The 13,286-nt window shown below is 43.6% G+C and carries 15 protein-coding genes and 1 pseudogene; 10 read left to right on the forward strand and 6 right to left on the reverse strand.

The features are described from left to right. Window positions 1–40 precede the first annotated feature (40 nt). The gene (locus AC4MCD_RS00760; protein ID WP_419365001.1) at window positions 41–1,195 is read right to left on the reverse strand and encodes a methionine aminotransferase; all 1,155 of its coding nucleotides are present in this window, start codon (window positions 1,193–1,195) and stop codon (window positions 41–43) included. Window positions 1,196–1,470: 275 nt separating this feature from the next. On the opposite strand from AC4MCD_RS00760, the pseudogene AC4MCD_RS00765 reads away from it, so the two are divergent. Next, a pseudogene (locus AC4MCD_RS00765) lies at window positions 1,471–2,199 on the forward strand (phage late control D family protein); the annotation flags it as partial. Window positions 2,200–2,522: 323 nt separating this feature from the next. On the opposite strand, the gene AC4MCD_RS00770 reads toward AC4MCD_RS00765, so the two are convergent. Then, window positions 2,523–3,443: a Dyp-type peroxidase gene (locus AC4MCD_RS00770; RefSeq protein WP_419375251.1), complete on the reverse strand. Its 921-nt coding sequence runs from the start codon at window positions 3,441–3,443 to the stop codon at window positions 2,523–2,525. Between the two features lie 159 nt (window positions 3,444–3,602). Here AC4MCD_RS00770 and AC4MCD_RS00775 point away from each other — a divergent pair, with 159 nt between their 5' ends. After that, a complete protein-coding gene (locus AC4MCD_RS00775) occupies window positions 3,603–4,223 on the forward strand; it encodes a LysE family transporter (RefSeq protein ID WP_491876402.1) in 621 nt (206 codons plus the stop codon). 39 nt (window positions 4,224–4,262) lie between these two features. Here AC4MCD_RS00775 and AC4MCD_RS00780 read toward each other — a convergent pair whose 3' ends face one another. Genes AC4MCD_RS00780 through AC4MCD_RS00795 form a run of 4 tightly spaced genes read right to left on the reverse strand, consistent with a single transcriptional unit; the run spans window position 4,263 to window position 6,802 of the window. Then, window positions 4,263–4,733 (reverse strand): 2-thiouracil desulfurase family protein, encoded by a 471-nt coding sequence (locus tag AC4MCD_RS00780; RefSeq protein WP_491876403.1) that lies wholly within the window; start codon window positions 4,731–4,733, stop codon window positions 4,263–4,265. A 3-nt stretch (window positions 4,734–4,736) separates the two neighbouring features. Then, window positions 4,737–5,537, reverse strand: a complete 801-nt coding sequence (gene znuB, locus AC4MCD_RS00785; RefSeq protein WP_419364989.1) for a zinc ABC transporter permease subunit ZnuB — start codon at window positions 5,535–5,537, stop codon at window positions 4,737–4,739. 3 nt (window positions 5,538–5,540) lie between these two features. Then, entirely contained in the window at window positions 5,541–6,323 is a 783-nt protein-coding gene (gene znuC / locus AC4MCD_RS00790) for a zinc ABC transporter ATP-binding protein ZnuC (protein WP_419364987.1), read from the reverse strand. Further along, complete coding sequence (locus tag AC4MCD_RS00795; RefSeq protein ID WP_005233384.1) at window positions 6,305–6,802, reverse strand: transcriptional repressor; 498 nt, start codon at window positions 6,800–6,802, stop codon at window positions 6,305–6,307. The genes znuC and AC4MCD_RS00795 overlap by 19 nt, the downstream gene beginning before the upstream one ends. 145 nt (window positions 6,803–6,947) lie before the next feature. On the opposite strand from AC4MCD_RS00795, the gene AC4MCD_RS00800 reads away from it, so the two are divergent. The 8 genes from AC4MCD_RS00800 to atpG all read left to right on the forward strand — a co-directional run bounded on the left by AC4MCD_RS00800 (window position 6,948) and on the right by atpG (window position 13,273). Further along, window positions 6,948–7,787, forward strand: coding sequence for a metal ABC transporter solute-binding protein, Zn/Mn family (locus tag AC4MCD_RS00800; RefSeq protein WP_180168100.1), 840 nt, complete (start codon window positions 6,948–6,950; stop codon window positions 7,785–7,787). A 170-nt stretch (window positions 7,788–7,957) separates the two neighbouring features. Beyond that, window positions 7,958–8,356, forward strand: coding sequence for an ATP synthase subunit I (locus tag AC4MCD_RS00805; protein WP_166139355.1), 399 nt, complete (start codon window positions 7,958–7,960; stop codon window positions 8,354–8,356). Window positions 8,357–8,460: 104 nt separating this feature from the next. Next, the gene (gene atpB, locus AC4MCD_RS00810) at window positions 8,461–9,336 is read left to right on the forward strand and encodes a F0F1 ATP synthase subunit A (RefSeq protein WP_004970145.1); all 876 of its coding nucleotides are present in this window, start codon (window positions 8,461–8,463) and stop codon (window positions 9,334–9,336) included. Between the two features lie 86 nt (window positions 9,337–9,422). After that, window positions 9,423–9,668, forward strand: coding sequence for a F0F1 ATP synthase subunit C (gene atpE, locus AC4MCD_RS00815; RefSeq protein ID WP_000424060.1), 246 nt, complete (start codon window positions 9,423–9,425; stop codon window positions 9,666–9,668). A gap of 39 nt (window positions 9,669–9,707) precedes the next feature. After that, entirely contained in the window at window positions 9,708–10,178 is a 471-nt protein-coding gene (locus AC4MCD_RS00820; protein ID WP_067731406.1) for a F0F1 ATP synthase subunit B, read from the forward strand. 12 nt (window positions 10,179–10,190) lie between these two features. Then, window positions 10,191–10,727 carry a F0F1 ATP synthase subunit delta gene (locus tag AC4MCD_RS00825; RefSeq protein ID WP_419364982.1) on the forward strand — a complete coding sequence of 179 codons (537 nt, stop codon included), beginning with the start codon at window positions 10,191–10,193 and terminating at the stop codon, window positions 10,725–10,727. 43 nt (window positions 10,728–10,770) lie between these two features. After that, window positions 10,771–12,315, forward strand: a complete 1,545-nt coding sequence (atpA, locus tag AC4MCD_RS00830) for a F0F1 ATP synthase subunit alpha (RefSeq protein WP_004780707.1) — start codon at window positions 10,771–10,773, stop codon at window positions 12,313–12,315. Between the two features lie 88 nt (window positions 12,316–12,403). After that, the gene (gene atpG, locus AC4MCD_RS00835; RefSeq protein ID WP_004780708.1) at window positions 12,404–13,273 is read left to right on the forward strand and encodes a F0F1 ATP synthase subunit gamma; all 870 of its coding nucleotides are present in this window, start codon (window positions 12,404–12,406) and stop codon (window positions 13,271–13,273) included. Window positions 13,274–13,286: the final 13 nt, after the last annotated feature.

Genomic DNA, 13,286 nt, shown 5'->3' on the forward strand with positions numbered 1-13,286 from the left:
GAACGCCTTAGCTTTTCAGTAACCAATAAGTCTATTTTTTTTAAACTTTGGAAAGAATATGTGCTGCTTCTATTAAGGTTTCATCCTTTTTGGCGAAGCAGAAGCGTAATAAGTGTAAATCTTTAGGCGGTTCCTGATAAAACGCTGATACCGGAATCGCCACAACACCGTGTTGTTCCGCCAGATAATGGCACATAGACAGTGCATCCAGATCAGGACGAATTTCACTGTAATCCAGATTCTGGAAATAGGTGCCTTGTGACGGCGTCCAGTGAAAACGGGAATCTGTAAGTGCATGATTAAACAAATCCCGTTTGGCCTGATAAAAACCGGACAGCTCATGAATATGTTCAGAATGCAGCTGCATATATTCGGTCAGAGCCACCTGAATTGGGGTTACGCCACAGAAGCTGACAAACTGGTAAATCTGTCTGAACATCTGCATTAAAGCTGGCGGTGCAACACAGAAACCAGTTTTCCAGCCGGTCACATGAAAGGTTTTACCAAAAGAACCAATCACAAAACTGCGTTCACGGAGTTCCGGAAATGATGCTGCGGAATGATGACGAATTTCATCAAATACCAGATGTTCATAAACTTCATCGGACAGAACTACAATATTGCGATCACGAATCAGTTCAATCAGCTGTTGCCAGTCTTGCTCTGTCCATACCGTTCCGGTGGGATTATGCGGTGTATTCACTACAATCATGCGGGTACGGTCATTGATTGCATCTTTGACCTTATTCCAGTCCACAGAAAAACCAGGATATTCCAGAGCGATATGTACCGGTTTGGCACCGACCAGCTTCACGCTTGGCGCATAACTATCATAACTGGGATCAAAAATAATGACTTCTTCACCCGCCCGTACCGTTGCCTGAATTGCACAGAAGATTGCAATCGTTGCGCCAGGGGTAATGGTGATTTCCTCTACCGGATCTAAAGTGAGCTGGTCACGATGCTGATAAAGATCAGCGACCAGCCCACGTAATACTAGTAAACCATCACCCGGTGCATATTGGTTAAAACCATTTTCAGCTGCCCGACTGAGGGCTTCAATCAATTGCGGTGGAGCAGGAAAATCCGGAAAACCTTGTGACAGGTTAATTGCCCCGAGTTTTTGTGCCAAGGCCGACATGGTGCTAAAAATGGTGACGCCCAGATTGGGAAGTTTGGAATGTAATTCAAGCATATCCTTGGCCTCTGGCTTATCCTGTAATCGAGGATGATGTAGGAGATATAAAGTATTCGGCTTTCAGTGTAGCAGTAAGTGAATCAGCAAATAATCAGAAAAATCGAAAAGGTTGAAACAGAATACATCTTCTATTTCATAAGCATAGAGAATATAAGGTCAGGATAAGGCTATTTGTGGTTTTAATTCATGTGAAATAAATACCAAGATGGATTGTTCTAAGCTTATTCCCTAAAATCAGTGCGATAAAAATAACCTCAAATAATAATTATAAAATGCTACAGAGTATTTATACGGTGCTTGAGGGCTTGGGTCTAAGCTCACAGAAGCGTGCACTTCATCTCCGATTTTCCAATGAAATTTTAAATTCTCAGGTTCTGATTCAGCGTATTGAAGGCAGGCGCTGGATCAATGAGGGGCTACATGCTGAATTACTTTGTCTATCCACCCATCCTTATATTGCCTTAAAACAGTTTATTGGCTGTCAGGTTGCTGTTGATCAGGTCACTGATCAAGGTGAGCTTTTCCGGACTACAGGTATCATTACCGCAGCTAAACAGGGGCATAGCGATGGTGCTTTAAGTGTCTATCAGCTGACTCTCGAAGATGCGACTTCACTTTGGCATAAACGCCGTAATAGTCGTGTGTTTTTGAATAAAAGTGTCAAAGCGATTAGTGAAATTCTGTTTGCCGAATGGCAAAAGCGAAGTGGCTTATTTGCGAAAAGTTTAAGTTTGGATCTTTCCGGACTAAATCGTGAATATGATGTACGGCCATTGGTTATACAGTCCAATGAAAGTGATTATGACTTTCTGACCCGCTTATGGCGTAGTGAGGGCATTAACTGGCTGATTGATGAAAAGGAATTAATCATTTCAATATCAGCCCAAAACATTCAGCCACAAGTCCTGCGTCTTGTTGATGAGCAGCAATATTTTCAAGCCTTAAAACGCCGTTCTATCCGCTTTCATCGCAGTCATGCAACTGAGCAAATTGATTCTATAAAATATTATCCCTATTTAAAAAATATTAAAATTTCAAAACCTATAAAAGAAAAAAGTATTGATATGGGGGATAATGCTAAACCAGAAATTTATAGAACTATGAATGAAATGATTAATGGGAAAATAACAGGGAAATATACTTTTATGTCGCAAGGTTATCTTCTTTATAATGTGGAATATTTTAACTTAAAAACTAAGAAAAAACTTTCTTTGAAAAAAATGATTTAAGAATTAAAGGTATAAATTGTATTTAATTAAGATGTGCAATTGATGATAGTAAATTAGAAAGATTAGGGCTAATTGATATCAATTAGCCCTATTATTTACCCTTCCAAAATCTCTTCCAGTAACTCCTCACTTGGTGCAAAGTAATATGCTCCATCCATTGGAGTCACGAAGTGTAGCAAGCGATCATGAATCCCATCGCCTGATGTACCAAACATACGCACTAACATGGCATCAATGATTTTCAAGTCTTTGGTATAAGCAATAAAGAATAGGCCTTGGTCACCACGACCATCTCCATAAGGCAGAGAGTGACGTAGAATTTCCATTTCCTCGCCTTCCTCATCTTCAACGACAGTACGAGCGATATGTGCATTGGCAGGTTTTACCTCATCCTCGAGCTCAATCGATTCAAGTTTGGTACGACCCATCACTTGTTCTTGAGCATCGACTTTGAGTTTTTTCCATTTATCCAAGTTATGGGCATAACGCTGCGCAAAAATGAATGAACCGTCTTGGAAAATGCCAGCATCTTCACCCAGTAAAGCCACTTCAGCTCGATCATCCGGGAATTGCGGATTTTCAGTCCCATCGATGAAACCGGTAATATCACGGCCATCAAAGTAACGGAAGCAAACACGCTCATCTAGTACTTCAACCTGATCGCGAATACCTTCAAAGAAAGACTGACTCAAGGCGAAACAGATATCAGCACGCGCACTGGCAATATGAATCAGTACATCAGCGGGAACCACAGGCATATTAAATGAACCTTGAATTGGCTCTAATTGTTTAAAACCAGCAGGTGCCTGTTCATACAACTTTGACCAGAGTTCAGGACCAAAAGCGACAGCCGTTTTAATTTGCGCATTCGGATGTTGGGTAATCAGGCGATCGCGTGTGGTAAAGAGCTGTGCTAATCGTTCCTTAAAATCTTCAATACTGAGATCTTTCAGACGTAAAACAATAAAGCGAGCATGATCTGAAGGTAATGGCAAAATTACAGATTGGGCTGTCATTCATGGCTCCTGTAATAAATTTCTGTATCCAATCCTGCTATTGTGCCTGAAGCGCTATAGAGTGAATAGTATGCAGTCTGATGTTTAAGCAATTTTTTTGGCTGAAAATATTGGAAAAGTCATATAATTAGATCCTGAATTTGAATGAGTTAAATCTCCATGTCCTATCAAGTCTGGTTTGCTTATATGTTAGCCTGTTGGGTGATCAGTATTTCTCCAGGTGCGGGTGCTATTGCTTCGATGTCGAGCGGACTAAATTATGGCTTTCGACATGGATACTGGAATGCGCTCGGCTTGCAACTCGCCCTATTGGTTCAAATTGCCATTGTGGCTGCTGGGGCAGGGGTATTGTTCGCGACTACACCTTGGGCATTTCTTGCAGTGAAATGGTTTGGAGTTGCTTATTTACTGTATCTGGCCTTTTTGCAGTGGAAAGCACCAGCGCAGTCGATTGAAATTAAACATGAGCTCGCACGAAAATCAGCTGGAAAACTCATCATCCACGGTTTTCTGGTCAATATGAGTAATCCCAAGGCAATTGTATTTTTGCTGGCAGTATTGCCGCAATTTCTGGACTTATCTAAACCGCAATGGATTCAGTATGTGATTATGGCCGCGACTATGGTAACGATTGACCTGATCGTGATGGCAGGTTATACCGGTCTGGCTGCCAAGGTTCTGCGTCTTCTGAAATCGCCAAAACAGCAGAAAGTCATGAATCGAACTTTTGCCAGCTTGTTCGCTGGAGCTGCGTTTTTATTGAGTTTGGTGCATCAGTAGGGAAACCTCTCCTTAAAGGAGATGGAATTCAACGATCTCTTAAAGAATCATCTGTAAAAATTCATCTTCAGTCATGACCTTAATATCATGCTGTTTAAATAATGCAGCCGTTACGCCATCACCCTGAATTTTATTGCCAGTAAATGAACCATCATAAATCAGCTTGCTGCCGCAAGATGGACTATTGGCTTTTAAGACTGCATGGGTGACTTGAAATTTCTGTGCTAGTTCCAAGGCAGCATAAGCTCCCTGTATAAAAGCAGTAGATATATCTTGTCCTTGAATATCTGTTATTTGAGCTAAACCTTTAAGAACTTCTAATCCTGTACCGCCTTGAATTTCTGCGGCGGGTCGGGGGATAGGCAAATCACCACTGACTTCAGGGCAAATCGTGACATATTGCTCCGGCAATAAATAATCGACCAACTCTTTTACCAGACAGTCGCGACTATCATAACGGACCTTGTGTCCGAGCAAGCAGGCACTAATTAGATAAAATTTGCCTGTCATGCCTTAAGCCAGTTTTTTAAACTTCTGTAGGATAAAAATAGCGGTAAACAGCACTGACATGGTCAGCACAATGGTCAGACCTGTTGACGTATTCAGACCTGCACTTGACCAGAGCCCGACTGTCACACCAATTTGTGCAATCACAAAAGCCCAGATCACCATTTGACGAGGAGAATTTGCCAGTAGGCGAGCCGTCAAAGCTGGAATCACCAGCAATGCACCCATCAAGAGTGAACCGACCGCACGTAATGCCAATACAGTAAACAATGCCAATAACAGCATAAAGATCAGACGTTGCAGTTTTGCATTCACCCCTTCACTGATCGCCATATCAGGATCAATTGCAATTTGGATTTGTGCCTGCCAGCTTTTATATAGAACGGCCAATGCCAAGATAATCACGACGGCAAAAGTAGGAAGATCTGTCCATGAAATGGTGAGTAGATCACCAAACAAATAGCTAAGCAGTTCCGGTCTTAAATTCGGTAAATGCTGAATGAATAACAGCCCTGAACAGAGCAGGGTGGCGGAGCAGAGTGCAAGCAGCGCATCATTTGGCAAGCGTGGGTCATACAGTACCCAAAGTACAGCGACCAATAAGACTGCAATAAAGCTGACACCCATCCAGAGTGGCAGGCTCATCGCACCGGCAATAGCAACGCCGAGCAAAGTACCATGTGCCATCGTATCTGCAAAGAAAGACATACGACGCCACAGCATCAGACAGCCGAGCGGTGCGGTCAGGAACACCAAGAGTGTTCCCATAATCCATGCAGGTAATAGGAGAGATAACCAATCCATCATGGCTTAAGCTTCCGGCTCGGGGTGAATGTGGGGACGTGAATCGTGCTGGCATGGTGTCGCGGAGTCACCATGCGCACAATGGTCATGATGATGCTGGTAGAACACCCGGTTGGTACCAAAAATGGCCTGATATTCTGGATGTTGCTGCACACTTTCCGGTAGCCCGCTACAGCAGATATGTTTGTTGAGACATACCACACGATGCGTACCTTGCATCACCCATTGCAGGTCATGCGAGACCATTAAAATGGCACAGCCATATTTTTCCGGCAGGCTACGCACATATTCATACAGTTCAGCCTCAGACTGAATATCTAGACCCTGCATCGGTTCATCCAGTACTAGAATATCCGGCTGACGTAATAAGGCACGAGCCAACAACACACGTTGACGTTCACCGCCAGAAAGCTGTTGAACTTTGGAATTTTCCAGCTTGGCAATGCCAGTATCCCGAATGATTTCAGCTTTAATAGCTGAAGGGCATTTTTCTAGTGCCAGCAGATCTTTAACCCGTAGCGGCAGACTATGTGACGGATTGAATTTTTGTGGCACATAAGAAAATTTCAGCTTACGCGCCGTTTTGATTTCACCGGATTTCGGTTTGACGATCCCAAGCATGACCTTTATTAAGGTCGACTTACCGGCACCGTTCGGACCAATCAGCGTAACAATCTCTTTCTCCTGTAGCGAGAAATCAATAGCCTTTAAAATGTCACGATCATCAATATTGACCCAGATCTTGCAAAGCTGGATCAAGGGTGATGCATTCAAGCTTTGTTGCGACACTGCTGACAGATTCCTGAAATTTCGATAATGCTGTGGTGTGCACTAAAATCGTCTGAAGCCGCCAAGGCATCCAGTTGTTCTAATAAACCTTGTGCAGATGCTTCTTTGACTGCTTTACATTCAGTACAAATCAAGAATGCCGCCTGATGGCCTTCACGCGGATGGCAGCAGGGAATATAGGCATTAATAGAGGTCAGGCGATGAATAAAGCCTTTTTCTAATAAAAAGTCGAGTGTACGGTACACGGTCGGTGGGGCAGCGGGACGGTCGCTGGCATTTTTCATTTGTGCCAGCAGATCATACGCACCCATCGGGCCGCTTGCATTCAGAATCAGTTCCAGTACCTCTTTACGCAAAGGAGTGAGGCGTGCGCCACTTGCCGCACAAAGACTCTCTGCTTCGGCCAGGCGTTGCGCGACATTTGGATGGTCGTGTACGCCGTGCAATGCATTGTGGTGTTCGTGCGAACATGAACCCATAGTTCACCTCAGGTGCGAAACTGAAAATTAAAAGATTTCAAATCTTAACATGAAGCGCCCAGAGTTTCGATTGGGCATAGGTATTTTTATAATTTTGTTATATTATAACACTATTAAATTTGTCCTTATATAGCGATTTCTCTTCATGTTCCGTTTCCTTGCCCTGTGTAGCCTGGCTTTGTTCAGTACCCTTAGCTGGTCGCAAAGTCTGGTGGTTTCAACGCAGCCGATTTATCTGATTGCCAAGACCATTACTCAAGGCGTGGAACAGCCGACTTTATTATTGGCCAATCAAAGCGGTCATGATGTCAGCCTGACCCCGGCACACCGTAAAACGATTCAGGATGCTGGCTTGGTGATCTGGTTAGGGCAGGCACATGAAGCACCGTTGGCAAAAGTGTTGAACAATAACAATAAAAGTATCGCGATTTTAGATTCGGGTATTCTGACCACTTTGCCAATGCGTAATCCACGTGGGCAAGCATTAAAAGATACTGTTGATACCCATGTCTGGCTCGATCCCAACAATGCAGTGCGCATCGGTTTCTTTATTGCTGCATTACGTTCTCAGCAGCTGCCTGAGCATCGGGAAGCCTATTGGAAAAATGCGCGTGAATTTGCCCAAACTATGTTTTTGACTGCACAGCGTTATAGTTCTACAAGTAAAGCTAAACCTTACTGGTCCTATCATGATGCCTATCAATATCTGGAACGCCCATTGAATCTGAAGTTTATGGGAGCCTTAACCGATGATCCACATGTGTCACCAACCGTGGCGCAGATCAAGTATCTGCAAGACAGTCGTGTGCAGAGCAAAATGTGTCTGCTGGCAGAAGCACATGCTGGTGAAAATCAGTACCGTAAACTGAAACCGATTGTGTTCCAGAGTGTCGATGAAAGCATGAGTGGGGCAGGGGACTTTATCCAGGCCTGGCAGAAATTGGCCGAGCAAACCCGTAAATGTGTGTTAAATGCCCATCAATGATTTAAAAATAATCAAGTTTTGATTAGTTTGCCAGCATTTGATCTGTTGAAAAAAACACGACTAAGGTCGGGAAAAGATTGCATGTTCAGGGGTGTAACTCTATAATGCCTGCGATTAAAAATAATCATCAGCTAAACTTGTCAAGCATGCTTGCTGTGAGTGAATAAATAATGAGCCGAACTAGTCGCTTGATTGACCGACGATTAGCGAAAGCTTTAGTCCTCTTACAAGCATTAATGATTCCTGTTTCAGCCTTGATTGGCTGGGTCGTGAAAGACTCAACCGTAGCCTTGAGTGCCGCTTTGGGGGCGTTCGTCTGCTGGCTTGCGAGTTGTTATTTTTCATGGCAATCATTTCGAGCGGCAGGAGCCCGGGCATCTAAGCAGGTTCTTTCGAACATGTATAAAGGCCTGATGGGCAAGTTTGCAATTGTGATTGTTGGTTTCATTTTAATTTTAAGCAATGTCAAGCCGTTATCCCCGGTTGCGTTGTTTTGTGGTTTTATGCTCGTTCAAGCCATGTCGTGGGTCGCTCCTTTTTGGGTGTCACGTCTACAAAAACGAGTTTAAACACAACAAAAAATTGAAAAGTTTTTTTAGGAGCAGGCGAGATATCAAGCAGCACGCGATATTCGTTTGTTCTATAGTTTTTTGACATTGACCAGGTGTGATTTATGGCTGCTGAAGAACATGCCCTTACTTCGACCGAGTATATCAAGCATCACTTGACCAACATGACCTATGGCAAAATGCCAGACGGTTCATGGAAGTTGGCTGAGTCTGCTGAAGAAGCTCAACAGATGGGGTTCACTGCTATTCACTTGGATTCAATGGGTTGGTCTATCGGACTTGGTCTGATCTTCTGTTTATTGTTCTGGATTGTCGCGAAAGCTGCAAATTCAGGCGTGCCTGGTAAATTCCAGTCAGTAATTGAAGTGATTATCGAGTTTGTAGATTCAAGTGTACGTGATACCTTCCATGGGAAGTCTCGATTAATTGCACCCTTAGCATTAACCATTTTCGTGTGGATTTTCCTCATGAACTTGATGGATTTAATCCCTGTTGACTTTATTCCTTATGTAGCTCAACAGGCGATTGCATCTATGCTGGGTGTGGACCCTCATCAGGTTTACTTTAAAATTGTTCCGACTACAGATCCAAACATTACCTTAGGTATGTCTATTTCTGTATTCTTCTTAATTATTTTCTATAGTATTCGTGAGAAAGGTGTTGGCGGCTTCGTTGGTGAGTTGGCACTTAACCCATTTAACCCAAGTAATCCAGTTGCTAAAGTGCTTTTAATTCCATTCAACTTATTGTTGGAATTGACTACTTTCTTGGCGCGACCAGTTTCATTGGCTCTACGACTGTTCGGTAACATGTATGCGGGTGAGTTAATCTTCATTCTTATCGCGTTATTACCGTTCTGGATCCAGTGGGCATTGTCTGTGCCTTGGGCGATTTTCCACATTTTGATTATTACGCTACAAGCATTCATTTTCATGATGTTGACAATCGTGTACATGAGCATGGCAAGCGAAAAGCATTAATGGTATGGCCTAACTGTCATCGGGCGGTTGGGCACACAATTTTTTAACTTAATTTGGTATAAAACCTAACCTCTGAGGAATTTTTCATGGAACTCACTTTAGGTCTAGTTGCAATTGCATCTGCTATCTTGATCGCTTTCGGTGCTTTAGGTACTGCGATTGGTTTTGGTCTTCTAGGCGGCCGTTTCCTTGAAGCTGTAGCTCGTCAACCAGAATTGGCTCCACAACTTCAAACTCGTATGTTCTTAATCGCGGGTCTTCTTGATGCTGTGCCTATGATCGGTGTTGGTATTGGCTTGTTCTTCATCTTCGCTAATCCATTTGTAGGTTAATCAGCTTAATTCCGAAATTCACTATTTGAGGAATTTGCAATGAATATCAACCTCACATTGTTTGGCCAAGCGATTGCGTTTGCGATTTTTGTCGCATTCTGCATGAAGTTTGTATGGCCACCACTAATCAATGCGATTAGTGAACGTCAGCGTAAAATCGCTGATGGCTTAAATGCTGCTGAAAAAGCGAAGGCTGACCTTGCAGATGCGCAAGCACAAGTGAAAGCTGAACTAGACGCGGCAAAAGCTCAAGCGGCTCAATTGATCGAACAAGCGAACCGTCGTGCAGCACAATTGGTAGAAGAAGCGCGCACTCAAGCATCTGCTGAAGGTGAACGTATTCGTCAACAAGCGAAAGATGCTGTTGATACTGAAATCAATGCTGCTCGCGAAGAATTACGTCAACAAGTGGCTGCTCTTGCAGTAGCTGGCGCTGAGAAAATTCTTAGCCAACAAGTTGACGCAGAAGCTCACAATGCCATGCTGACTCAGCTGGCTGCTAAACTTTAAGAGAGGCGGATTATGGCTGAACTCTTGACGTTGGCACGCCCTTACGCAAAAGCAGCATTTGCTTACGCTTCTGAGCAAAGTGCAGCTGACACTTGGTCAACTGTACTTGAATTGCTTAGTGCTGCGGTGCAAGACGAAGCATTTTCAGCTTATCTAAATCGCCCTGAGCTTACACCTGCTGAGCAGGTGGCTCTTTTCGCTAAAGTTTTAGGTGAAGACCAAACTGCATCAGTGTCAAACTTTTTGACATTGCTTGCTGAAAACGATCGTTTGGTTCTTCTTCCTGAGATTGCAGCAGAATTTGAGCAGCTTAAATCACAGAATAACAATACTGTGGATGTAGTGATTGAATCTGCATTCCCATTAACTTCTGTTCAAGAACAATTACTTGCGCATGCATTAGAGAAAAAATTCGAAGCTGCCGTAAATGTTTCTGTAGAAGTTAACCCAGCGTTAATCGCGGGTGTGGTTATTCGTGCAGGCGACCAAGTGATAGATGATTCTGCGCTTAATAAGCTTGAAAAAATGCGTACTCGTCTTCTTGCTTAATAAATAAGAAGACTGAACTTTAAAAAGATTGAGGTATAGCGCAATGCAACAACTGAATCCATCCGAGATCAGTGCGCTCATTAAACAGCGTATCGGCGATCTGGACACCAGCGCGACCGCTAAAAACGAAGGTACCATTGTTATGGTATCCGACGGTATTGTGCGCATTCACGGCCTTGCTGATGCAATGTACGGTGAAATGATCGAATTCGACGGCGGCTTATACGGTATGGCACTGAACCTAGAACAGGATTCAGTGGGCGTCGTTGTTTTAGGTAACTACTTAAGCCTTCAAGAAGGTCAAAAAGCTCGTTGTACAGGTCGTGTATTAGAAGTTCCGGTTGGTCCTGAACTTCTTGGCCGTGTCGTAGATGCTTTGGGTAACCCGATTGATGGTAAAGGCCCTATTGATGCAAAACTTTCTGATGCTGTTGAAAAAGTAGCACCAGGTGTAATTTGGCGTCAATCAGTGGATCAACCTGTACAAACTGGTTATAAATCAGTAGATACAATGATCCCAGTAGGCCGTGGTCAACGTGAGTTGATCATTGGTGACCGTCAGACTGGTAAAACAGCTATGGCGATCGACGCGATCATCGCTCAGAAAAACTCTGGCATTAAATGTATCTACGTTGCAGTTGGTCAAAAACAATCAACTATCGCAAACGTAGTACGTAAGCTAGAAGAAACTGGCGCTATGGCGTATACAACTGTTGTAGCAGCAGCTGCAGCCGATCCAGCAGCAATGCTGTTCTTGGCTCCATACTCTGGCTGTACAATGGGTGAATACTTCCGTGACCGCGGTGAAGACGCTCTGATCATCTATGATGACTTGTCTAAACAAGCTGTTGCGTATCGTCAAATTTCATTGCTTCTTCGTCGTCCACCAGGTCGTGAAGCTTATCCAGGTGACGTGTTCTATCTACATTCACGTCTACTTGAACGTGCTTCTCGTGTATCTGCTGACTACGTTGAGAAATTCACTAACGGTGAAGTTAAAGGCCAAACTGGTTCATTAACTGCATTGCCGATTATTGAAACTCAAGCAGGTGACGTATCTGCATTCGTACCAACCAACGTAATTTCGATTACTGACGGTCAGATCTTCCTTGAAACATCATTGTTCAACGCAGGTATTCGTCCTGCTGTGAACGCGGGTATCTCTGTATCTCGTGTTGGTGGTTCTGCGCAGACTAAAGTCATCAAGAAATTGTCTGGTGGTATCCGTACTGCACTTGCACAGTACCGTGAATTGGCAGCGTTTGCTCAGTTCGCTTCTGACCTTGACGAAGCAACTCGTAAACAGCTTGAACACGGTCAACGCGTAACTGAGTTGATGAAGCAAAAACAATATGCTCCATACTCAATCGCTGACCAAGCTGTATCAGTTTATGCATCTAACGAAGGCTACATGGCTGACGTAGAAGTTAAGAAAATCGTAGACTTTGACGCTGCGTTAATTGCTTACTTCCGTTCAGAACACGCTGCGTTAATGCAAAAAATTGACGAGACTGGTGCTTGGGATAAAGATATCGAAGCTGAATTCAAAGCTGGTATTGAAAAATTCAAAGCGACTCAAACTTACTAATTTAGCAACTTGCTAGATTGGTGTTGGTTTGGTTCACGGAATCAACCTTCGAGGGCTCGTAAGGGCCTTCGAATACTAGGTTAAGCGTATGGCAAATTTAAAAGAAATTCGCGCCAAAGTAGCTAGTATCAAAAGCACGCAGAAAATTACTCGCGCGATGCAGATGGTAGCAGCTTCTAAGATGCGTCGTGCGCAAGAGCGCATGGCTCAAGGCCGTCCGTATGCCGAAAATATGCACCGTGTAATTGCTCATTTGGTACAAGCGAATCCTGAATATAAACACCGTTATATGGTTGAACGTCCTGTTAAGCGCGTTGGCTATATCATTGTGTCTTCAGATCGTGGCCTTGCTGGTGGTTTGAACATTAACCTGTTCAAGAAAGTGGTAAAACACGTTCAGCAGCAACAAGAGCAGTCAATTGAAGTTCAATTTGCTTTGATTGGTCAAAAAGCGGTTTCGTTTTTTAAAAACTACGGCGGTAAAGTGCTTGGTGCGACCACTCAAGTGGGCGACACTCCAAGTCTTGAACAGTTATCTGGTTCTGTACAGGTGATGTTAGACGCTTATGATAAAGGCGAATTAGATCGTATTTATCTGGTTTCTAACGGCTTTGTCAACGCCATGACTCAAAACCAAAAGATCGAACAGCTTGTTCCTTTGGCAGCTGCTGAAGAAGACAAGACGCTTAACCGTCAATACGGTTGGGACTACATCTACGAGCCTGAAGCTGAAGAGCTTTTAAATGGCTTGTTGGTTCGTTACATCGAGTCTGTGGTGTATCAAGGTGTGATCGAAAATATCGCGTGTGAGCAGTCTGCTCGTATGGTTGCAATGAAAGCTGCAACTGATAACGCGGGTGAATTGATCAAGAACCTGCAACTTATTTATAACAAGCTGCGTCAAGCCGCGATTACTCAGGAAATTTCTGAGATCGTTGGTGGTGCCGCTGCCGTTTAACATATATTAGTTT

The organism is Acinetobacter sp. CAU_H_78, from assembly GCF_058599365.1.